This is a genomic window from Paracoccus sp. FO-3, from assembly GCF_006386455.1.
Taxonomy (GTDB): domain Bacteria; phylum Pseudomonadota; class Alphaproteobacteria; order Rhodobacterales; family Rhodobacteraceae; genus Paracoccus; species Paracoccus versutus.
This window is the reverse complement of sequence record NZ_VCBQ01000084.1, coordinates 1-22,054: the sequence shown is the minus strand read 5'-3', so window position 1 is coordinate 22,054 and position 22,054 is coordinate 1. Positions and strand designations below refer to the sequence as shown.

The 22,054-nt window shown below is 63.7% G+C and carries 22 protein-coding genes and 1 pseudogene; 10 read left to right on the top strand and 13 right to left on the bottom strand.

Features of this window, described 5'->3' with window-relative positions:
- Positions 1-181: 181 nt before the first annotated feature.
- From FE811_RS19610 to FE811_RS19595, 4 genes are all read right to left on the bottom strand, one after another.
- Positions 182-1,897, bottom strand: a complete 1,716-nt coding sequence (locus FE811_RS19610; RefSeq protein ID WP_181180899.1) for an ABC transporter substrate-binding protein — start codon at positions 1,895-1,897, stop codon at positions 182-184.
- A 103-nt stretch (positions 1,898-2,000) separates the two neighbouring features.
- Positions 2,001-2,921 carry a polysaccharide deacetylase gene (locus FE811_RS19605; RefSeq protein ID WP_140848496.1) on the bottom strand — a complete coding sequence of 307 codons (921 nt, stop codon included), beginning with the start codon at positions 2,919-2,921 and terminating at the stop codon, positions 2,001-2,003.
- Positions 2,922-2,965: 44 nt separating this feature from the next.
- A complete protein-coding gene (locus FE811_RS19600) occupies positions 2,966-3,841 on the bottom strand; it encodes a carbon-nitrogen hydrolase family protein (RefSeq protein ID WP_140848495.1) in 876 nt (291 codons plus the stop codon).
- A gap of 255 nt (positions 3,842-4,096) precedes the next feature.
- Complete coding sequence (locus tag FE811_RS19595) at positions 4,097-4,378, bottom strand: hypothetical protein (RefSeq protein ID WP_140848494.1); 282 nt, start codon at positions 4,376-4,378, stop codon at positions 4,097-4,099.
- A 37-nt stretch (positions 4,379-4,415) separates the two neighbouring features.
- Between FE811_RS19595 and FE811_RS27570 the strand changes: the two are divergent.
- The 7 genes and pseudogenes from FE811_RS27570 to gabD all read left to right on the top strand — a co-directional run.
- Positions 4,416-4,520 (top strand): annotated as a pseudogene (locus FE811_RS27570) (transposase); the annotation flags it as partial.
- A 432-nt stretch (positions 4,521-4,952) separates the two neighbouring features.
- Positions 4,953-6,983, top strand: a complete 2,031-nt coding sequence (locus tag FE811_RS19590) for a hydantoinase/oxoprolinase family protein (RefSeq protein ID WP_140848492.1) — start codon at positions 4,953-4,955, stop codon at positions 6,981-6,983.
- Positions 6,984-6,996: 13 nt separating this feature from the next.
- On the top strand, positions 6,997-8,760 hold the full coding sequence (locus FE811_RS19585; RefSeq protein ID WP_140848491.1) for a hydantoinase B/oxoprolinase family protein: 1,764 nt from the start codon (positions 6,997-6,999) through the stop codon (positions 8,758-8,760).
- 93 nt (positions 8,761-8,853) lie between these two features.
- Positions 8,854-10,257 (top strand): FAD-binding oxidoreductase, encoded by a 1,404-nt coding sequence (locus tag FE811_RS19580; protein ID WP_140848489.1) that lies wholly within the window; start codon positions 8,854-8,856, stop codon positions 10,255-10,257.
- Between the two features lie 12 nt (positions 10,258-10,269).
- Positions 10,270-10,608 (top strand): cupin domain-containing protein, encoded by a 339-nt coding sequence (locus tag FE811_RS19575; protein WP_116222459.1) that lies wholly within the window; start codon positions 10,270-10,272, stop codon positions 10,606-10,608.
- Positions 10,609-10,681: 73 nt separating this feature from the next.
- The gene (locus FE811_RS19570) at positions 10,682-12,223 is read left to right on the top strand and encodes a PucR family transcriptional regulator (protein ID WP_116222270.1); all 1,542 of its coding nucleotides are present in this window, start codon (positions 10,682-10,684) and stop codon (positions 12,221-12,223) included.
- A gap of 4 nt (positions 12,224-12,227) precedes the next feature.
- Positions 12,228-13,676 (top strand): NADP-dependent succinate-semialdehyde dehydrogenase, encoded by a 1,449-nt coding sequence (gabD, locus tag FE811_RS19565; protein ID WP_116222271.1) that lies wholly within the window; start codon positions 12,228-12,230, stop codon positions 13,674-13,676.
- A gap of 454 nt (positions 13,677-14,130) precedes the next feature.
- Here the strand turns inward: gabD and FE811_RS19560 are convergent, their stop codons facing one another.
- Complete coding sequence (locus FE811_RS19560; RefSeq protein WP_116222272.1) at positions 14,131-14,529, bottom strand: Ivy family c-type lysozyme inhibitor; 399 nt, start codon at positions 14,527-14,529, stop codon at positions 14,131-14,133.
- Positions 14,530-14,548: 19 nt separating this feature from the next.
- Entirely contained in the window at positions 14,549-15,511 is a 963-nt protein-coding gene (locus FE811_RS19555) for a GlxA family transcriptional regulator (protein ID WP_116222273.1), read from the bottom strand.
- A gap of 94 nt (positions 15,512-15,605) precedes the next feature.
- On the opposite strand from FE811_RS19555, the gene FE811_RS19550 reads away from it, so the two are divergent.
- Complete coding sequence (locus tag FE811_RS19550; RefSeq protein ID WP_116222460.1) at positions 15,606-16,148, top strand: cysteine hydrolase family protein; 543 nt, start codon at positions 15,606-15,608, stop codon at positions 16,146-16,148.
- Between the two features lie 155 nt (positions 16,149-16,303).
- Positions 16,304-17,047 carry an MBL fold metallo-hydrolase gene (locus FE811_RS19545; protein ID WP_116222274.1) on the top strand — a complete coding sequence of 248 codons (744 nt, stop codon included), beginning with the start codon at positions 16,304-16,306 and terminating at the stop codon, positions 17,045-17,047.
- 67 nt (positions 17,048-17,114) lie between these two features.
- On the opposite strand, the gene FE811_RS27565 is transcribed toward FE811_RS19545, so the two are convergent.
- Both FE811_RS27565 and FE811_RS19540 read right to left on the bottom strand, forming a co-directional pair.
- On the bottom strand, positions 17,115-17,273 hold the full coding sequence (locus FE811_RS27565) for a hypothetical protein (RefSeq protein ID WP_166435546.1): 159 nt from the start codon (positions 17,271-17,273) through the stop codon (positions 17,115-17,117).
- Positions 17,270-17,671 carry an ATP-binding cassette domain-containing protein gene (locus FE811_RS19540; protein ID WP_240540203.1) on the bottom strand — a complete coding sequence of 134 codons (402 nt, stop codon included), beginning with the start codon at positions 17,669-17,671 and terminating at the stop codon, positions 17,270-17,272. The genes FE811_RS27565 and FE811_RS19540 overlap by 4 nt, the downstream gene beginning before the upstream one ends.
- Positions 17,672-18,118: 447 nt before the next feature.
- Between FE811_RS19540 and FE811_RS19535 the strand changes: the two genes are divergently transcribed.
- Positions 18,119-18,673 carry a prepilin-type N-terminal cleavage/methylation domain-containing protein gene (locus FE811_RS19535; RefSeq protein WP_116222276.1) on the top strand — a complete coding sequence of 185 codons (555 nt, stop codon included), beginning with the start codon at positions 18,119-18,121 and terminating at the stop codon, positions 18,671-18,673.
- Between the two features lie 415 nt (positions 18,674-19,088).
- Here the strand turns inward: FE811_RS19535 and FE811_RS19530 are convergent, their stop codons facing one another.
- From FE811_RS19530 to FE811_RS19510, 5 genes are all read right to left on the bottom strand, one after another.
- Positions 19,089-19,397 carry a hypothetical protein gene (locus FE811_RS19530; RefSeq protein ID WP_116222277.1) on the bottom strand — a complete coding sequence of 103 codons (309 nt, stop codon included), beginning with the start codon at positions 19,395-19,397 and terminating at the stop codon, positions 19,089-19,091.
- 321 nt (positions 19,398-19,718) lie between these two features.
- Positions 19,719-20,636: a hypothetical protein gene (locus FE811_RS19525; protein WP_116222278.1), complete on the bottom strand. Its 918-nt coding sequence runs from the start codon at positions 20,634-20,636 to the stop codon at positions 19,719-19,721.
- Positions 20,633-20,836, bottom strand: a complete 204-nt coding sequence (locus tag FE811_RS19520) for a hypothetical protein (RefSeq protein WP_116222279.1) — start codon at positions 20,834-20,836, stop codon at positions 20,633-20,635. Before FE811_RS19520 ends, FE811_RS19525 begins: the two co-directional genes overlap by 4 nt.
- Positions 20,829-21,236: a hypothetical protein gene (locus tag FE811_RS19515; RefSeq protein WP_116222280.1), complete on the bottom strand. Its 408-nt coding sequence runs from the start codon at positions 21,234-21,236 to the stop codon at positions 20,829-20,831. Before FE811_RS19515 ends, FE811_RS19520 begins: the two co-directional genes overlap by 8 nt.
- Position 21,237: 1 nt before the next feature.
- On the bottom strand, positions 21,238-22,054 hold an 817-nt coding region (locus FE811_RS19510; RefSeq protein WP_140848488.1), incomplete at its 5' end, for a metallophosphoesterase.

The window sequence follows — 22,054 nt, the reverse complement described above, 5'->3', positions numbered from 1 at the left end:
TGGCCGGGTTTTACTCCGCCGTTGACAACTGGCGGCGTTCTCGAACGACGTTGCGCCCTTCGGCGGCGTGAACGCCTCGGGGCTGGGGCGCGAGGGCTCGAAGAGTATCTGGAGATCGAATATCAGCCTCGCCTTGCAAGATCGGGCCTGTCCTTTCCCGCCGCAGAGGGGCAAGCCGCAGCTACCTACCGAACCAGGGCGGGGCGACCAGGCTGCCCGAGGCATAGGGCGCGGGTGCAAGCACCACATTGCGCCCCTGCTGCAACTGGTGGATCAGATGGGCTTGGCTGATCGACAGATCCAGCGTGTCGTCGGGATAGGCCAGCCCCACCTGGCCTTCATTGCCGAAATAATAGGAACCGTTGACGCCGCGGTTGATCGAGGTCCGCAGATCCGCGATCACCTTGTCGAAGGCGCGGGGATGGCCGGTGCGCTGCCAGGCCCCCAGCAACAGGCCGACCCGGTCATAGGCCAGCCCGGCCTGCGAATTGCCCGGATGGCTGCCGTAGCGCGCGAAATATCTCTGCCGGAAGGTCGCTCCGATCATGTCGGTGTAAAGGCCGCTGGTGGTGGCCCAGATCACCCCCTCGCTGAGCGGGCCGAGCTCTTGCCGATAGCAGGGCGCCGAGGGGCTGTAGATCAGATAGACCAGCGCCCTGACCGGATTATCCAGGAACGCCCGCTGGAAGGGGATCGCGTCCTCGACGAAGAACGAAGCCAGAGTCACCACTCCCGGTTCCAGCCGGTGCAAACCGGTGACGACCCGCTGCCAGCAATCCGGATCAGCCGTGTCGACCGGGATCGGGTGAAGCTGCCATCCCTGCCGGTCCAGCCCCTCGGCCAGCGCCGCCATGCCCATATCCATGGCCTTCGTTTTCGGCACCACCACGGCCAGCCGCCGCCCCAGCGCCGTCTGCGGACCCAGCCCGGCCACGAAGCGCACCAGACCCTGGGCATAGTTGATGTCGCTGGCGCAGGACTGGAAGATATTGCCCAACCGAAGGCGGCTGTCGCGAACCCGCTCGACCGCGTGGTTCATCGTGGCGGCATGCAGATAGGGCAGGCGCGCATCGCCGATCAGGTCGTGGACTTGCGGCGAATAGCAGGCATATCCGGCCGTGACTGCCTCGACCTCCTGCTCGATCAGCTCGCGATAGGCGGCAAGCGCGGCATTGTCATCGCCGTTGTGGAACGGTTTCGGCACCAAGCGCACCTCGCGGCCGTGGATGCCGCCCCGGGAATTGGCCTCGGCCACGGCAAGGGCAGCGCCGTTCACCATCTCGGCGGCATCCGACGAACCCCGCCCCGAAGCGGGATAAGGCAGGCCGATATGGATCGGACGCAGCTTCGGTGGCCGCCGGGATCGGGTCATCGGCCGAGGCGGAGGTCCGGTGCCTGCATCGAGCCGGAACAAGGCAAGCGTCAGCCCGTCGGCACCCCCCGGCACGGGCAGGTGCAAAAGCCCGCGCTCAAGGGCGATTCCGGCCAGCAGGCTGCGGCTCCAGACCCGCAGCTTGGCCGAAAGATGCTCGACATGCTTGGCGACGGTGCGTGGGCTGACCACAAGGCGGGCAGCGATATTGTCGTTGGAACAGCCGGCCGCGACAAGAGTCAGGACATCCAGTTCCCGCGCCGTCATCCCTTCGGGCGGCTCGATCCGTTCCAGATGAACGCTAGCGGCGGCCGGATGGACGGCGGCAGGGACCGGCCGCAACCGGGCAAGATACCAGTCGCCCCCGTCGATATGGATGAAGTCGGCCAGTTCCAGACCACTGTCGAGGAAGGATCGCGCCAGCGCGACGACATGCGGCAGCCGGGCCACGACCAAGCGGCCTTGCCGGTCTTCCAGTTCCTCCAGCCCGTCCTTCGTGACGAGGCATGACCAGCAACCCTGCACGCTCGCCCTCCCATATCCCCTCATATGGAAGCTGGGATGATAGAGGCTTTCCGCGCCCGGAACAGATGAAACTTGCGCCCGGACCGGCCGGGCGCAGGCACTCTCATGCAGGCCAGCCGTAATCCGCCGGCATCGGCTCGACACCGCGCGCATCCGGCAGGGCCATCTTCTCGCGGTCGCCGTCGTCATCGACCCAGGCGCGGGCGATCTCGTCGCAGGTCGCGAACCAGATGCCGTCATGGCCCTTGATATGCTCGATCAGGCGCTCCAGCATGATCATGTGATGGGCCTGGCCGATGATCTGCGGATGCAGGGCCATGGCATAGACGCCATTTTCCTGATTGGCATAGGCGTAGTCGAAGATGTCCTTCCAGCGGCGCAGCACCGCATCGGTATCCGACATGCCTTCTTGGTTGCCGGTATAGGCCAACGCTGGAAAATCATCGAGATACCAGCTGACCGGGATCTCCAGCACCTTGCTGGCCGGGCCGGCGACATTGCCCTGTTCCCAGCGCACCTGCCAGCGTTGCGGGCGATAGGGCACCAGATCGCGCGCCATCAGACTGCTGTCGTAAAGGAACCCCGCCTCCTCTATCAGGTCCAGCGTGTTCTCGCTGTAATCCCAGTAGGGCGAACGGTAGCCGGTCGGGCGGATGCCGAAATGCTTCTGATAGGTGGCGAAGGCCAGGTCCATCAGCCGCCGCTCGGTATCGCGCCCGATCAGGGTCGGGTTCTCGTGATAATAGCCGTGATGGGCGATCTCGTGCCCGGCATCAAAGACCTTCCTGTTGATCGCAGGGAAGGTGTCGACGGTATGGCCCGGGGTGAAGAAGGTCGTCCTGATGTCATGCTTGCGGAACAGCGCAAGCAGTCGCGGCGTGCCGACCTCGGCGCCGAATTCGCCGCGCGACATGAACGACGGCGAGGGCCGGTTGAAGCCGCCGAGCCAAAGCGACTGCGCGTCGAAATCCACGCCCAGGTTGACGGCGATCTTCTTGCCCTCGGGCAGTTTCAGATGTCCCATTCACTCCTCCTTGTTGAGACGAACTGCGGTTTGGTTGGCGGCGTTCACAGATGCGACGGCCAGCTGCGATAGAGCCCGGCCTGGCGGCGACGATCCCGAAAGGTCGGGGCCGCGCCGCTTGCGCGGTTCTCGTGCAGCAGGTCGAGGTTCACCGTGCCGGTCACGGTCATCTCGACATTGGCTTCGGCCTCGGCAATGATCCCGGCGGGGTTGGCCCAGGCCATGTCGCAGGGTCCAAGGACCGAGCTGCGCGCCCAGCCGTTCGGCAGCGGCGCGCCGGGCTGGCCGCCCAGGCAGCAATGCACCAGATAGACCTGGTTCTCGATGCAGCGGGCCTGTGCGCAGTGGCGCACGCGCCAGAAACCCTGTTCGGTGAAGGTCGCCGAAGGTGTCAGGATCAGTTCGACCCCCTGCTCGGCCAGCGCGGCCGAGCATTCCGGGATTTCGGTCTCGTAGCAGACATTGAAGCCGACCTTGGCGAAAGGCAGCTGGAAGGCTTCCATCTTGTCGCCCTCCGAGGTGGACCAGGCCGCCTCGGCCGGGAAGATATGGGTCTTCGTATGCATAAAATGCTCGCCATCCGGGCCGAACAGATGGGCGATGTTCTCATACCGGCCCGGCGAGACTTCCTCGAGATGCGAGCCGGCGGCGATGAACAGGCCGCGCCGCTTTGCCTCGGACCGGAAAAGATCGCGATAGGCTTCGGTATGCTCGGCGATCTTCACCAGCTCGGCGATAGGGCGTTCGCGCCAGTTCGGCAAGGTGGTGAACAGTTCGATGGTGAAAAGCTCGGGGAAGATCGCGATGTCCGAGCCCTCGGCCTTGTCGAGAAGCGCGCGCACCCGCGCCGCCATGTCTTCGAAGCTGTTGATTTCGCGCACCAGATACTGGCACGCCGATATAGTTGCCTCACGCGGCATGGTCTTCCTCCCCTCAAGCTCGATCTCTTGTCAGAAGGAAGCTCACCGAATGCAGCGCCGCGGGCGATACGCTATTTTGCGTATTGCCCCGGCAGTTGGCCAGAGCCGCCGCTTTGGCCGGTGAAGCGAATTCGGAAGAACCGCGCCTTTCCTGCCGGACGGCTTTCGGGAGACGTTATGGGGATTCCCAAAGGATTTGACGGCTGCGTTCTGCTCGTTTGCCAGCTCGACGGGACACCGCTCCTCCTTGGTGGCTCATATGGGTTTATGTGGGATCTTAATCTCCGCTTTATCCAATGATTTGCGCTGTGATTTGGTGAAGATTAACAGATCCTCGACCGAGGCGGTGCCAGGCGCGGCCGCATTGTCTGCAAGTGCGAATGCGGTCGAGCCGGAGCCGTCGAAATAGGTGACATGCACGCCCCGATAGCCGGGAACGGCATCGACATAGGCGGTATGTCGAACCCCGTCTGCGGTCAGCCTGCGGCGGGTGCGCATTACGCCGTTTTCGAACTCCGTGGTATCGCTGCCATCCATTGTCTAGGCCACATTGTTGTGTGCGGCGATCCTTGCTGCGGGGGTGGTCGTCAGCCTATTTCGGCTGGCTGGGCTGGACTGACCTGTTCGGGACTATTCCATGCTGTGCCGCAGGCAGAAGGCCCTGAAGGTCCAGATCCCTGAAGACGAAGACATCGGCACCGTGACCGCAGATGGCGCCTACGATAACCCTGCAGAGGAAAGGGCAACGCACCCCTCAGAGCGCATTTTTGCAACAACACCGTTCCCAGATGCGGCGCAGTGGTCGTGATGGGCGGACAAGTCGCCAGCTGTGACGGATCACTGCAACCGCAGAAAAGACGCAAGAGCGGCCACTCATTCATCGAACCGCGATCATGAGTAAGGTCACGGGTCAAAGTCGTCGCCTTTGTCTGCGGCTTCGACGGGCATGATGGGAGACTGGTTTCAACCGAAGCCAGCGTTCGAGCGCACATTTCATAAGTCGATCACACAAACTCTATCACAAGAATTCTGCTTTCGACTGATTGCTTGCTGCCATCCGCATCTGCAGGAATGCCACAATCAGATATCCACGAGTGAAGGAGGAGACGCAATGTGGAGGGTCGGGATCGACGTGGGCGGCACGTTCACAGACCTGTTTGCCTGGGAGGAAAACACCGGCAAGCAAGTTACCGCCAAGGTTCTTACGACGAAACAGGATCGGTCCATCGCCGTTCTTGAGTCCATCGAGAAGGCCGGGATCGAGATTTCGGATATCTCGTATCTGATGCACGGCACGACAACGGCGACGAATGCGCTGATCGAACGCAGCTACCCGGACGCGGCCCTCATTACCACCGAGGGTTTCCGTGATACAATCGAGATCGGGCGTCAGCACCGCCAGAATCTTTATGATCCCTACCAGACCAAGCCGAAGCCGGTCATCAAGCGTCGCTACCGCTATACCGTGCCCGAGCGCACCAATGTTCACGGCCAGCCCGAACGCCCGCTGGATGTGAACGCCGCGCGCGATGTGGCACGCAAGATCCGCGACGCCGGCATCCAGTCGGTCGCCATCGGTTTCATCAACTCTTACGCCAGCGGCGCGCACGAGGCGCAGATGCGCGACATCCTGCGCCAGGAATGCCCCGACGTGCATATCGTCCTGTCGTCGGAAACGCGCCCGATCTTCCGGGAACACGGCCGCTTCGTGACGACCGCAGTGCGTGCAGCCTGCATGCCGGTCATGGTCAAATACATGGATGACCTGGAAAACCGCCTTGCGGCCAGCGGGTTCACCGGAAAGCTGCTGATCCTGAAAAGCAGCGGCGGGGTCATGTCGGCGGAAGCCGCGCGGAACCACCCCGAGGACATGCTGGAATCCGGCCCGGCCGGCGGCGTGGCCTATGGCAGCTATCTGACCGAGCAGAGCGGATTCAACCGCATCCTGCACACCGATGTCGGCGGCACCAGTTTCGACGTTTCCATCGTGGAAGACGGCAAGGGTCTGATCACCCGCGATCACGAGTTGGAATGGGAAGTCCCGATCGTGGTGCCGATGCTGGACATCCACAGCGTCGGTTCGGGCGGCGGCTCCATCGGCTGGGTCGATGCCGGCGGCAGCCTTCGTGTCGGCCCGAAGAGCGCCGGTTCCGAACCCGGTCCGGTCTGCTATCGCCGCGGCGGCATGCAGCCGACGATCACCGACGCCAACCTGATCCTCGGCCGGCTTGACCCGACCCTGAACGGCAAGCTGGACCTGGACCTCGAAGGCGCCAAGGCCGCCATGCAGAAGCTGGCCGATCAGATCGGCCTGCCGATGCTGGAAACCGCCGAAGGCATGATCCGCATCGGCTGCGAATACATGGCGCAGGCGGTGAAGAAGGTGCTGATCGCCCGCGGCCGCGACCCGCGCGACTTCGTCTATGCCAGCTTCGGCGGCGCCGGCGCGCTGGCGGCCTGTTTCGTGGCCCGGTCGATGAACATTCCCAAGGTCATCGTGCCGCCCCATGCCGGCGTCGCCTCGGCCTTTGGCGCCACGGTCATGGATCTGCGGCAGGACATAGAACAGTTCTATTACTCGCCGGTGAAAGAGGCCGACCTGGACCGCGTGAATGCGATCCTGGACGACCTTGAGGCCCGGGCGAAGAAGGAACTGATGGCGCAGGGCTTCAGCAACGAGGCCGAGATACAGATCAGCCGCAGCGCGCAGATGCGCTATGTCGGACAGTCCTACGAGGTGGATACGCCGCTGCCGAACGGCCGGCTGACCGCCGAGCATCTGCCGGGCATCGAGGACGCGTTCCACGGCGTCCACCTGCAGGAATTTGGCGTCAGCTCGGACGATTTCGCGCCCGCCTTCGTGTCCTTCAGCGTAACCGCAATCGGCGGGATGGATGATCCGCCCCCGGTCGAGCTGCACTATTCGACCGATGACAGCGTTGCCCTGAAAGGCCGTCGCACGGTCTATTTTGACGGCGAATGGCATGACTGCGAGGTCTATGACGGCGAAGCCCTGACGACGCATCATCGCATCAGCGGACCGGCGATCGTCGAATACGACCACGCCTGCACCGTGCTGCCGCCGCGCACGCTCGCCCATGTGAACGCGATGGGCGCGCTGATCATCGACATCGAGATCTGAGGAGGGGAGGCCAATGGATCATAACAAGACCGAAATCGACATCGACCCGATCACCTTCGAGGTGATGCGCAGCATCTTCGAATTCGCTTCCGACCGGATGGCGACGGTGATGCAAAGGTCGTCGTTCTCGCCGATCCTCGCGGACATGCTGGATTTTTCCAACGCCATCTATGACGCGGATCTGCACCTGCTGAGCCAGGCGGCGAACTGCCCGGTCCACCTTGCCGCAATGAAATTCTCGGCCGAGGAAGCCGTGAAGGGCATCGGCGCCGCGAACATCCGCGAAGGCGACGTGCTGGTGCTGAACGACCCCTATCGGGGCGGGACGCATATCAACGACATCACCTTCACTAAGCCGATCTATTACAAAAAGGAACTGATCGGCTATGCGGTCAGCCGCGGGCACTGGATGGATCTGGGCGGCGGCGGCGCCGGCGGTCAGGCCTTCAGCACCCATATCGCCGCCGAGGGCCTGCGCCTTCCGCCGCTGAAGATCTTCAGCGGGGGCAAGCTGAACGAGGATCTGATGGCGATCATCCTCAACAACACCCGCACGCCGCATTTCATCAAGGGCGACACGCAGGCGCATCTGGGCGCGCTGCTGGCCGCGGAACAGGAAATGCAGCGCGCCTGCGAACGCTACGGCGTCGATACGGTCCGCGCCGCGATGAAGAAGATCCAAGCCTATACCGAAAAGATGGTGCGCGAAAGCATCCGCGGCATTCCCGACGGTGTCTACGAGGCCGAGGATTATGCCGATACCGACGGGATCACGCATGAGAAAGTGCGGGTCAAGGTCGCGCTGACCGTCAAGGACGACCAGATCACGGTGGACTTCACCGGCACCGATCCGATGTGCCAGGGCGCGATCAACTCGCCCAAGGCCAATACGATGTCGGCGGCGCTGTATTCGTTGCAGTTCTTCCTGGCGCCCGAGGCCCCGCAGAACCAGGGTCTGTTCAACCCGATCGAAGTGATCCTGCCCGAGGGTTGCTGGCTGAACGCCACCTGGCCCGCGCCGACGATCGGCTGCACCACGCTGACAGCATCCAAGATCACCTCGGCGATCTGGCAGGCGCTGGCCAAGGCGATCCCCGAACGGGTGACCGGCTCGACCTGCGCCGATGCCAACTGGTTCGTGGCAAGCTGCGTGGACAAGGACGGCAAGACCGACGTGTTCTCGGACCTCCCGGCGGGCGGCTGGGGCGGAACGCCATATTCGGACGGCATGAACGTGACCATGGATCCCTTGGGGAACTGCATGAACATGGCGGCCGAGACGGCCGAGCTGTTCTTCCCCATTGCCTATGAGGCGTTCGAGCTGCGCAAGGATTCGGCCGGTGCCGGGAAATATCGCGGCGGCCTCGGCTCGGTGTTCAAGGTCCGCTTCTTCGGCGGTGGCGAACTGGGCATGGAGACCTCGCGGACGCGGGCCGGCAGCCCCGGCGTGGCCGGTGGGCAGGAAAGCGCGGTCCAGCGGTCGATCCATATCGGCGCCGATGGTGCGCGCCGGGTGATCGGCGGCATCGACGATGATGGCAACTGGCACAACCCGCTGCTGGCCTCGCACAAGTTCGGCCCCGAGGAGACCTTCATGTTCGAAAGCACCGGGGGCGGCGGTTGGGGCAATCCCAAGGCCCGCGCTGTCGAGGATGTGGTCGAGGACGTGCTGGACGAATACATCAGCATCGACGCAGCGCGCGACATCTATGGCGTCGTGATCGACCCGGCGACGATGATCGTCGATCAGGCGGCCACCAGCAGCCTGCGCGGCTGATCCGCACAACCATGCAACAAGAACAAGGCGGCGAGCCGCCTTGTTCCGACCGCCCGCATCATCGGGCCGCATCGGTCTGACAAGGATTGACCCATGAAGTTCCGTGTCTCCCCGCCTCTTAAGCCGAGCCATTGGCAGACGTCCGTGCCGGCCTCGGCTCCGTGCCCGACGCTGCTAGGCGAACATCACGCTGATGTCGCGATCATCGGCGGCGGATTTGTCGGGCTGTGGACGGCCCTGACGATTCGTGAGCTTGAACCCGATTGCCGCGTCGCCATCGTCGAACAGCATTTATGCGGCAGCGGTGCTTCGGGGCGCAATGGTGGCTTTGCCATGTCCTGGTGGCCCAAGATCGGAACCCTGCGCGCGCTGTGCGGCGATGACGAGGCGCGGTTTCTGGGCCAGCAATCCGAAAAGGCCATCCTTGATCTGGGCGAATTCTGCGCGCGCCACGATATCGACGCGCATTTCACGCAAACCGGCTGGCTCTGGACAGCGACCAGTCCGGCGCATGTCGATACCTGGGATGGCACGCTGGCCGTCTGTGCGGCACTTGGCGCAGAGCCTTTCCAGCGCCTCTCGGGGGACGAGGTTCGCCGCCGCACCGGTTCACCCACCCATTTGGCCGGCGTGTTCGAGGCCTCGAATGCCACCGTCCAGCCCTATGCCCTGGTGCAGGGGATGTGCCGCGTGGCGCTGGATGCTGGCGTGACCATCTTCGAAAACAGCCCCATCCACCGGATCGAACCCGGTGCGCCCGTGCGCCTGATCACCGATGGGGGCACGCTGTCTGCGGACCGGGTCGTGCTGGCCACCAACGCCTGGTCGGCGGCGATCCCCGAACTGGCGCGGCTGATCGTGCCGGTGAACAGTTCCGTCGTCATCACGCGCCCCTTGGGCGACACGCTCAGGGAAATCGGCTGGACCGGCGGGGAATCGATCACCGATTCCCAACTGATGGTGGATTACTACCGCACCACCCGCGACGGCCGGATCGCCTTCGGCAAGGGCACGGGCGCCATGAGCTTTGGCGGCGCCATCGGCGCGATGTTCAGCGAAGATGCCGCCACAGCCGCGCAGACCCGCGACGATCTGTTCACCACCTTCCCGATGCTGGACCGGACCTGCCTCGATGGCGCCTGGTCCGGCCCGATCGACCGGACCTTCGACAGTGTGCCGGTCTTTGGCCACCTGCGCGACCAGCCAAACATCTCCTATGGCATCGGATGGAGCGGCAATGGTGTCGCCCCCAGCCGTCTGGGCGGATACATCCTGGCCAGCATGGCCCTGCGCCGCGATGACGAATGGTCGCGCAGTTCCCTTATCGGGCGCAGGGCAAAGACATTTCCGCCCGAACCGTTCCGCTATGTCGGGGGCAGCATGGTGCGCAACGCCGTGCGGCGAAAGGAAATCGCCGAGATGCAGGGCCGCAAACCACGGTCGTGGGACAGACTATTGGCCAGCCTCGCGCCGGCGGGCCTTGAGGACAAGAGCTGAAGGAGCATGACCATGAACCCGATCCTGATCCGCGCGACGGATGCCGATTTCACGACTCCCACTCCCGTCGGCGCGCCGACCGGCCCGCAGATCGCGGTGACGCGGACAGCCGGCAATACCGCGACGCCTTCGGGCAATGCCGGGATATGGGAATGTTCGCCCGGCCGGTTCCGACGTCAGGTGCCGCAGGCCGAATACAGCTATTTCATCGCGGGCAGCGGCAGTTTCATCCCCGATGGCGGCGAGCCGGTCGATTTCCGCGCCGGAGACTCGATCTGGTTCGCGCCCGACACGCAAGGCGAATGGGACATCCGCGAAACCGTCCGCAAGGCCTATCTGATTATCGGCTGATATCCGGTCTGCCTTGTCGTGCAGATGGCGATAGACTGCGTTCAGGATCAGCCACAGCAATCGGGTCTCAATCATGTCGCTTCGCATCGTGGATATCGTCAACATGCCGGAACTGCGCACACGTTTTATCGGTGGCGAGACCGGCCAGGAACGGCAGGTGCAATGGGCGCATGTCTGCGAATTGGCGGATCCGACCGAATGGCTGGGCAAGGGCGACCTGCTGATGACGACCGGCATGGGCGTGCCGAAAGGCCGGGCCGGTCAGGCCGCCTATGTTCAGCGGCTGTCCGATGCGGGCCTTGCGGGAATGATGATCGGTGAAAACATGCGGGGTCCCAAGGATATGACCGCGCTGCAGGCAAGCGCCGACCGTTTGGGCTTTCCGGTGCTGCTGACCGAATATGGCGTCCCCTTCGCCAGCGTGACCCGAGCGGTCGCCGACGCCTGGCGGTCGCGCGAAAACGACCGCCGGGCGGCATTTGCGCGTCTGCACGTCAGTGCCCGCATGGCGATAGAAGGCCATGATCTGGCTGCGCTTCTGGGCCGGCTGGCGCAGGATGTTCAGGCGGACCTGATGCTGTGGGACGGTCAGGCGGCGGCGCTGTGGCTGCCGCGGGGTGCTGAACTGCCTGCGGGCCTGCGCCAAATACTGAACAAACCCCTTGAGCGCGGCACGGCGCAGGCCGCCATCCGCCGCTTTCCCCTGGACGAGGGAGAAGTGCTGGCGATCTCGATTCCATCCCGGAAGGATCACGTCCTTCTGGCAAGGCGCTCGGACGGCGACTTGCTCGACTACAGCCTGATGAGCCATCTGGCTTCGGTTTTGGGGATCGCGCTGGAACATCGCCATGTCGAACACGAGCGGAGCTTTCGCCAGAACGCCGAATTGCTGAAGGAGATCGTGGGCCAAAAGGTCAAGGCCGGAACGCTGACCCGGCGTCTGAACGCCTGCGGCCTGTCGCTGGACGCGGCGATCCTGGGCGTCGCACGCGCCGACCCGCTGCCGCTGACGGAATGGGCGCGGCGGTTCGAGCGGCTGGAAACGCCCCTTCTGCTGTTGCCACGCGGGCAGGAGGTTCTGGTTCTGCTCTCGTCCGAGGATGCGGGGGCCGTGCAGGCCATCCTTGGCGTGCCGCTGGGGCTCAGCGATTCTGTCGACAGCGCGGACCGCATGACCGAGGCTCTGCGCGAGGCGCGCCTGGCGTCTGCCCACGGCACACCCGAGCGACTGGTCGTCCATCATGCGCAGATCGCCGACCGCCTGCCCTGGCTGCCCCAGTCCATCGAAGAGGCACGGGATACCTTTCGCCGTATTCTGGGGCCGGTCGCAGCCCATGATGAGCAATCGAACGCCCGCTTGCTGCATACATTGCGTGTGTTTCTGGAACATAACCGTTCTTGGCAGGCGGCAGCGAACGTTCTGCATATCCACAAGACCAGCCTGACCTATCGCATCCGCCGGGTCGAGGAACTGACCGGGCGCTCGCTCAGCAGCACGGCGGACGTGGCCGCGCTGTGGCTGGCGCTGCAGGCGGCCGACATCCTCGGGCTGCCCGACCCCTCCGATGGTGAGGGCCACGGGCCGGGCGCCCGATCGCAGCATGATAAGGATTGAACCGATGACTCACCCCTTGCTTCTTCGCCAGAAAGCCTATGTCGATGGCCAATGGGTTGACGCTCCCGATGGCCGGACGGACCTGATCCGCAACCCGGCGACAGATGAGGTGGTGGGCCGGGTCCCCGTGCTCGGCGCCGATGAAACCCGCGCCGCGATTGCCGCGGCAGAGCGCGCCTTGTCTGCGTGGCGTGCGCTGACGGCAAAGGATCGTGCGGCATTTCTGCGGCGCTGGTTCGAACTGGTGCTGGCACATCAGGAAGATCTGGCGCTGCTGATGGTGGCCGAGCAGGGCAAGCCGCTGGCAGAGGCGCGGGGCGAAATCCAGTATGCCGCCTCCTTCATCGAATGGTTCGCTGAAGAGGCCAAGCGGACTTATGGCGATATCATCCCTTCGCCACAGGCCGACAAGCGCATCCTGGTGCTGAAGCAACCCATCGGCGTCACGGCGGCGATCACGCCCTGGAATTTCCCATCGGCCATGGTGACGCGCAAGGCGGCGCCGGCATTAGCCGCAGGCTGCACGATGGTCCTGAAACCCGCGCCGCAGACACCGTTCTCGGCGCTGGCGCTGGCGGAACTGGCGCATCAGGCGGGAATCCCTGCGGGCGTTTTCAACGTGGTGACAGGCGATGCGGTCGCCATCGGGGGCGAATTGACCAGCAACCCGATCGTGCGCAAGCTGTCCTTCACAGGCTCGACCGGCGTCGGCCGGATGCTGATGGCGCAATGTGCGCATGACGTGAAAAAGCTGTCGCTGGAACTGGGCGGCAACGCGCCGTTCATCGTCTTTGACGATGCCGATCTGGATGCCGCAGTGGCCGGGGCGATGATCTCGAAATACCGGAACAACGGGCAAACCTGCGTCTGCGCCAATCGCATCTATGTGCAGGACGGTATTTACGATGCCTTCGCCGAAAGGCTGGCCGAGGCCGTCAAGACATTCCGCGTCGGAAACGGCTTGGAGGAGGGTGTCACCATGGGCCCGCTGATCGACGCCGCCGCACTGGCCAAGATACGCTCGCATATAGACGATGCCGTGTCGCGCGGTGCCTCGGTTCTGACCGGGGGACAGCCGCACGCGCTTGGCGGCACCTTCTTTGAGCCGACCATCCTGACCAACGTGCCGCGCGATGCCGTCGTTGCACGCGAGGAGACTTTCGGCCCGCTCGCCCCGTTGTTCCGGTTCCGTGACGAAGCCGAGGTCGTGACCTGCGCCAACGATACGGAATTCGGGCTGGCGGCCTATTTCTACACGCGCGATCTGGCGCGCATCTTCCGCGTTTCCGAAGCCTTGGAATACGGCATGGTCGGAATAAATTCCGGCGCCATCTCGAACGAAGTGGCGCCGTTCGGAGGCGTCAAGGCGTCAGGCCTCGGGCGGGAAGGGTCAAAATATGGGATCGAGGATTATCTGGAGATAAAGTATCTCAACCTTGGGGGACTGGGATAAGCCGTGATCCTCCGATTTCGGCGTAAGAATACGAGACCATTCCTGTCACAAGCCATACTGGCGTGACCGTTCAAGGCTTTCGGCCCTCATCGTCCAGAAATGGAATTACCTTGGCCTGCGTCCAAAAGGTCGGCGGCAGCGTATTTTCTTCCACAAGGTAGGGGTGCCCGCAACGGATTGCATGGTCCTGTGGCTACGCGGTGCTGGAGCGGTCGGTTCGCGGAGAACCACTGCACCGTCAGCCCTGCCGGCCTGCGCGCCTTTGCGTAAGAGAACGGCTATCCTAGACCGGCTGCTGACGCCGGACTATGGGAAGGCCGGACAATTGCCCGATTATGGGAATGCGGGCCGTCTGGGGGCAGGCCGGGTTTGGCTTGCGGACCCAACCCGGTTTCCAGCTTACGAGATTCCCCTGTATCGCCGCCCTCGCTCTATGCGAGGGCGGCGATGGAGATCACTGGCGATGGGCGTCGATCAGGACCGATCTTGCTGCCTCAGGTATCTGGCCCAGAACGGTGATGGCCTGATCCGAACAGGTATGTGCGCGGCAGGTCGAATAAAGCTGCCAAGGCTGTCCGGCGATCTCCCGGATGAAACCGGGCCCCTCGACCCCGCTCTTCGTGACGACGAAGTCGACCCATTTGTCTTGTCCCGCGATCAGCCGGTCAATTTGAGGCCGGATACCGGCAGAGTTTGTGACGTCATGGAATCTTCCGATGTCCGTCGTGCCGCCCGGGGCACCGTTGCAGTAATACGGGTTCTGTTCGGCCGGATAGCAGATACCGGCGGCGTCGAGCTGCTTCGCTACAGCTTCGGCCTCATCCCGGCTGCGCCGTCCGGCCATATCGGCCATAGCCACTGAGCGCATCGGTTCAGGCGTGGAACCTTTGCCGATACTCGCCCGGCGGCAGGCCGACGATGCGCAGGAAGACCTTGCGAAAGGCGCCGGGGTCGGAATAGCCGACCTCCCAGGCGATGCGCTCGATGGGTTGCTGGCCGAATTGCAGCAGTTCCTGCGCCTTGGCCACCCGCAGGCGTTGCGCGTAATCGGTCGCGGTCAGCCCGGTCGCTTTCTGGAAGCGCCGCAGGAAGGTGCGGGGCTCCAGCCCGGCCTCGGTGGCCAGGACGGCAAGGCGGGCCTCCTTGCCCTCGCTGGCCTGCAAGGTGTGCTGCGCTTTCAGTATCGCCGCGTCGCCGTGGGTCAGCCGGGGCACGAAGCCGCTGTAATAGCGCTGCTCGCGCCCCGGCGGATCGACCAGCAGCATCCGGGCGGTTTCCGCCATGACCACGGGACCGAGGAAGCGGGCCACCAGCATCAGCCCCAGGTCCGTCCACGACATCAGCCCACCGGCCGAGATGATGTCGCCGCCGTCGATCATCAGCCGGTCCGTATCCACCCGCGCGTCGGGAAAACGGTCCTGCAGGGCCTGCGCATAGGTCCAATGCGTGGTCACGGCGCGCCCGGCCAGAAGCCCGGTTTCCCCCAGCAGAAAGGCGCCGGCGCAGACCGAGGCGAGCATCGCCCCCTCGGCATGGCGGTCGCATAGCCAGCGGGCGAGCGGGGCGGCGGCCTCGGCGCTGATCGGCGGCTCCAGCGAGGGCGGCAGGATCAGGACGTCGCAGGGGGCGGCCTTGCGCGCGGGCGCCTGCGGATCGCTGTCGAATACGACCTGCGCCGATGCGCCGTCTTCCACGCGAAGGTGGAAGACCCGCAACCGGCGCTCCTCCCGAGAGATCCTGGCCGCAATGCGAAACAGATCAGTCAATCCCACGACGGCCGAGAGCTGCGCGCCGGGATAGAGCAGGATTCCGATCCTGGCCTCTGGATTGTCCATATCGCCCCTGTTTCTGTCGGTTGCGCCAATGGCCGCAACTGTCGCCGAGGACCATATCCGGGACAAGCATCAATCCGCACCGAAAGGACAGAACATGTCGAAACGCGCCATTCTCGTCGTCGATCTTCAGAACGAATACTGGCCGCAGGGCAATTTCCCCCTTGTGGGGATCGAGGCCGCCACCGCCAACGCCGCCCGCGTCGTCGCCCATGCCCGCGACAAGGGCGATCTGGTGGTGAACATCCGTCACGAGATGCCCGGCGGGCCGATCTTCGTGCCCGGCAGCGACGGCGCGCAGATCAACGATGCCGTCCTGCCACAGGGCGATGAACCGGTCGTCACCAAGAATTTCCCGAACTCGTTCCGCGAGACCGGGCTGGACGAAATGCTGAAGGACAAGGGCATCGAGGAGGTCGTGGTGATTGGCGCCATGAGCCACATGTGCGTGGATGCGACGGTGCGGGCGGCCAATGACCTGGGCTATCAGACCACCACCATCCACGACGCCTGCGCCACCCGCGACCTGGAGTTCGACGGCGTAACCACCCCCGCCGCACAGGTCCATGCCGCCTATATGGCCGCGCTGGCTTTCCTTTATGGCGAGGTCACCGGCACCGACGCGTTCATCGCCCGCTGAACCGGCATCGAGGAAAGGAGTTCCATCATGACCACACGCAGGCAGCTTTTCGCCCTGTCCGGCGCGGCCTTGGCCGCAACCGCCCTGGCCGGCCATGCGCAAGAGGCCGGCGCCTCCCGGCCGGGGGCGAGGACCACCCAGATCGCAACGCCACGCTGCATGTCGACTATGCCGGCACCCGCTTCCTGGTCGATCCGATGCTGTCGGACCGCCATGCCTGGCCGGGCTTTGAAGGATCGGTGAACAGCGAGGAGCGCAACCCGCTGGTGCATCTGCCGCTGACGATGGACGAGATCCTCGACGTGGACGCGGTGATCGTGACCCATCTGCACGAAGACCACTGGGACGAGGCCGCCCGCAACCTGGTGCCGAAAGCGATCCCCCTGTTTGCGCAGAACGAGGCGGATGCGGAAACCATCCGCGGCCAGGGTTTCACCGATGTGCGGGTGCTGTCGGACAGTTCCAGCTTCAACGGCGTTCAGCTCATCAAGACCGGCGGCCGCCACGGAACCGAGGCGCATTATGTGGTAATCGGCGATCTTCTCGGCGAGGCCTGCGGTGTCGTGTTCAGGCAGGAAGGCCAGAAGACCATCTACCTCGCCGGCGACACGATCTGGCAGGACGATGTGGCGGCCGCCCTGGACACCCATCGGCCGGACGTGGCGATCCTGAACACCGGCTATGCCATGATCACCGGCATCGACGGCGGCATCATCATGGGAACGCAGGATGTGCTCTCCGTCCATCAGGCCGCTTCCGAAGCCCTTTTGATCGCCAGCCATATGGAGGCGGTGAACCACTGCACCGTCAGCCGCGCCGATCTGCGCGCCTTTGCGCAGGAGAACGGCTTCCTGGACCGGCTGCTGACGCCGGGCGATGGGGAAACCGTCACCCTGTAAGCCCGTTTCGCCCGCGGGTCGGATCCCCGTAGGCGAAGCGATCCACTGCAGAGCCCGGACACGGGTCTCAGCCGGCGGCACGACCCGGCGCGGCAGGAACCGTGCGGACACCGCCGAAGCTGTTGAGCAGAAGGGCCGCGATTACCAGCGCCACGCCCGCCACCTCCCACGGGCTGGGGATCTGTCCGCCGATCAGCGCGATGGTAAAGGCGGTCGCCGGAATCAATAGGCGGTGTCGCGGTAATGGATCGCGGTGACCTCGCCCGCCAGCCCCACACGTTCCAGCGCTGCCAGGGTGCGGCGGTCGCGGTCGGGCTGGGCGACCCCGGCCATTTCCAGCGGAAAGGCGACATTGCCCGCCACCGTCAGATGCGGCCACAATGCGTAATCCTGAAACACCATGCCAAGGCCGCGCTTTTCCGGGGGCAGGAACAGGCCCGGCCCGGCGACCGGGCGACCGTCAATCGCAACCTCGCCTGCCGTGGAGGCCACAAGCCCGGCCACCAGCCGCAGAAGTGTGGTCTTGCCACAACCCGACGGCCCCAGTAGCGCCAGCGTTTGGCCTGCGTCCAGCGAAAGGTCGATCCCGCGCAGGATCTGCGCCTTGCCATAGGACGGCCGCAATGGCCGAGGAAGAATGAGAAACAGTCACAGAAGCGCGCGATCCCTTGGGTCTGTCCAGCGCCTCGTAAAGCGAATTCATGTCAGGCTTATGACGCGGCGCGCCGGATCAGAAGGAATCCAGCCTCTGGTCGGATGGGCACTTCAGAGGCCGGACCGGCTTGGCGTCAGGACTTCGCCTCCCAGCCAGAACAAGACGGTTACGACGAGGGTGACAGTCGAGAGGAAGAGTGTCGGGTATGTGTCGTGGCGGCAGGTTATCCACATTTTCAGGATTGCACTGCGCGATCGCCGGTAGGGATTTCCATCGCCTCTCTATATAATCACGGAGGACTAAACCCTCCTCCGAGGCGGAAACATGAAAGCCAACAAGCGTATTTACTATAACATGCCTCAGCATGAAGCGATGACGCAAAAATTCTCGGGGCTGTCTTCGACAAAGAGGTCGACATGAGCGATGGAGCAGGGCAACCACTGACGACACCGGTTATCCGGATGCGGGGGGCCAGAGCGCGTAAAGGCGTTCTCAAGCGGCGGACCAAAGGATTCACGCTGATCGAGATCACACTGGTCATCGCGATCGGGCTTGGCCTGATCGTGGGAGGGCTCCTGTATTTTCAGAAGCTCTCCCGCGACAACGAGATGCGCGACGCCCTCACCAGGATCGGCATGATCCGGGCGGAGGTTGCTGCGCAATATGCGGGGACGGCCAGGAGAAACTGGCTGATCTTGAATACGGACGCGGCCAGCCCGCTGGAAACATCCGTATTCGCCGGCAGGTCCGGGCTGCCGGCCTCCGCTTTCCGAGGAATGCGACTCCGCTCGGGCGACATCATTGAGCTATACCGCATCGAGCTGACCGATCTCGAGCCGCAGCTGTGCCGGATGCTTGCCGGAAACACCTCCCGTCTCGGCAACTTCCGGTTCCGGGGATGCGCCATCACCGATGGGAAGGGCATGTTCTATGTGTCCTACGGAAGCAGGGAGGTAGGGCAGGGAGGCTGATGGTGATCCCCGGCACCTGGTTCAATTGAATATCCTTCAACGTCACCAAAACCAGGCCCGGATACACCATTATTTTCAATAACAAGGATCAGTGCGGGGGATTGCTTGACCAGATCCAGGCTGGTCAAATGGCGCCTTTCTCCATCGGATGGAACTCGAGCGATCTTTGTTATAGCAATCAACCCACAATTTCCATGATGCGGAATGGGTATGATAATCTCGATGAACCGCTGTCAGGCGTCAGGGGTTGAGCGACGGTTCATGATAAAAAGGGTGCGGTGGCATCATCGTGGGCACGCAGGATGTGCTCTCCTTCCATTGGGTCGCTCCCGAAGCACTTTTGCGGGTGGCGATCGGCAATCCCTGCCGTGGGATGCTAACGACTGGCGACGGATGAAACGAGGCGTTTCAGGGTTTACAATGAGGGTGAGAGATCATGGACCGGTCCCAGACGGTCAGATACTTCTTTCGTCCAGATGTGATCGTCGACACATTCCCGGACCATTTCCATGAACATCTCCTCCTTCCGCTGATCGCAGACCAGGTAAAGGATTTCCTCCAGGCTAAGCCTTGTAATCGCGGTGGCTATCCGGACATCCGCATCCGGCGCCGCCTCCCAGGCGATCCTCAACGCCCCCTGATTGTCCGCGGGTGAGCAATAGTCACGGATGCGTTCGAGTTCCTGGTGAAGCTGGTCGCTGAGCTTTTCTATCCGGGTGCGCATGGGGCGGTGTCCTCTGATGATCAGTATTTATCCCATGCTCAAACGAAAAGACAAAGCGGCGCTTAAATGAGACGTTCTTAAGCTTGATGATTCCGTGATATGATAAATTGTTTTGCGACCATCATTTTGTTATGATCGGCATGTCGGTCGATTTTATTTCTCACACCGCTGATGGTGGCAAACAGCTATTTTGATCAGAGTCGGTCCCAGCCGCCGCCGTTCTCCGATCCAGCGCTGACGGTGCCGCTTTTTGCGGCGGCTTCCGCCCTCAACTACGCGCTGATGTGATGGTCTTCGACGCGTATGACCGGCCTCCAGACCTCATTCCGAAAACTCCGGTCGGTCCGGGTATAGCCGGGTGACGACGGCCCTGCGCATGCGGATAGCGAGGCTGTCGTGAAAGATCTCCATCGCCCGCCTCCGCGCGGGCGGCGAGAGCCAGCCATCCGGCAGCCGCCAGTTCGAGAAGAACAGCCAGTCCAGTTCACGATTCCGCACGAAAACCAGCACCTGTTTCACCGATTCGCGGGTAAGTGGCAGGCAGATCACCAGGTCGGCGCCGAGTTCCGCGCGCAGCCCCTCCTGATGGGCCTCGCGCCGGATCAGCCCCTCCGTCACGTCCGCCTCGGAGATGGTCACCAGCCGGTCCAACTCGCGGCGGATATCCGCAGGCATTTCATCGATGGCCCGATCCAGCGCCAGCCGGAAGCGCGGATCGGCGGCGATGTCGAGGCGCCATTCCTGCGGATCCTCGCGCCACAGCACCGGCTCTGCGGCTGCGGTCCATTGGCCGGAACCGACCAGGCCAAGCGCGCGCAGCACCAGCAGCACCTCCGGGGCGGCCCAGGCCGGGCCGAGCCCATGCGCGGCCATGATGTTCGGCGGTGGCACGATCTCGTCCTCGCGCCGACCCCACCACTCGGCGGCCTCGGGGGATTCGCGCCCGTCCGGCAGCCTGTATGACAGCAGCCCGCATTGACTCGCGAGGCTGAGCACGGTGACGCAGATATCGTCCCATCTGGGCAGCACCTCCGGCAACCGGCGGCGGGCCAACGGTCTTGCGCCGCGCCCGGTCTCCTCCGCCCGGCCGAGGGCGATCAGAGCGTCACAGCCGAACTGATAAGCGGTGGTGAACATATGGTCCCATTCCCCGCCCTTGCGATCAAGGATGGGAAGGCTGGCTTCGATGAAGCGGATCACCGGGCCGGTCCAGACCGGCGGGTTTCGATCATTGCTCATGACCGGGCCTCCTCGTCCGGCGGGATGTCCGGAACGATATGGTTCAGGATATGAAGGGCGGCCTCGGGATCGCCCCTTTGGGCGCGGCGGCGCATCGTCGCCAGCGCGGCCCTGGCCCTGTCGGCGTCCGGCAGGCCATTCGGATCGATCATCCCGCGCATCGGGATGCGGGGCTTCCCGGCCTCGTCAAAGTCAACCATGCCGAACCGGCTCGATATATCGCCTGAATGCGACGACGACTGCCGCGTCATCATGGCCAAACCGTTGCGCCGGCGCGCAGCCGAAATCGACATGGGCGCGGGTCAGCCAGTAGGCCACTCTCAGATTGCTGATGCAAGCCGGTCTGAGCTTCAGGATGGCGCCGACCACATCGAAAATCCGGCCGTTCGCAACATCGAACTGGAATCGCGGCAACATGGTCCTGCCGTTCTGAACCAGGGTGATGACGGCGCCCTCGCGGACCATGGCCTGCAGGACGTCTTCCGGTTCCTCCGTTTCGATGCGCAACAGCGCGCAGGCCTGCGCCGCATCGATCAACTCGATGCTGGCAAGGAGGCGGTCCTCGACGCTGGCTTTGTCGGTGGAATTGTCTTGGGGCATCCTATTTCCCCTTGGGCACTGCCCGGTTCCGCATCTCGTCGAAGCTGAATCCGGCCGGCAGCGTGACCTCGCTGACGGAAAGATAGCCGCCGATGCATTCCGGGCAGATATGTCGGCCCTCCGGCAACCATCTGCGGATGGCCTCCCCCATGAGAACAATCGTCTCGTTCGTATCCGCGACGATGATCCGCCTGTTGCGCACCACGGCATGTCCGGAGACCAGCGACGGGTCGAGGATCCGGCCGCAGCCCGCGCACAGCACCGTGGGCCAGGCGCGGCCGGGTTCGACCTGGTCCCAAAGAGGATTGACCGGAAGTTTGGCAGCGCGGCGCAAGATTTCCGGCAGCGTGACCGGTCTGAAGTTCCAGACATCAACGCCTACGTTGACGCTGTTGCGGGAGCCTGACCAGTTCTGATGGACATGGCCGAACAGCTGCAGACCTTGATGCCGCGCGCCGGGCCAGGTGATCATCGGATAGTGGCAGAGAAACAGCCGCCGCTTGTCGACGACGATGTCGGCGGTCTCGGCGACGCTGTCCCAGGGCAGGTTGCAGACCCAGTCCTGGTCATGATTGCCCCGGATCAGGTGTTTGCGGCCCGGCAGGGCATGATAAATGGTGCGCACCTCACGCCGTTGCGCATCGGTTGATCTTCCCGCGGTGAAATCTCCCAGAATCCACAGATCGTCATCCGGCCCGACCCGTGCCCGGCACTCGGCCAGCAGGTGGGCATTCATCGCGGCCACGTCCGGGAACGGACGGTCGCAGAAGCCGATGATCCGGTCATGGCTGTAATGCGGATCGGCGGTGAACCAGTGC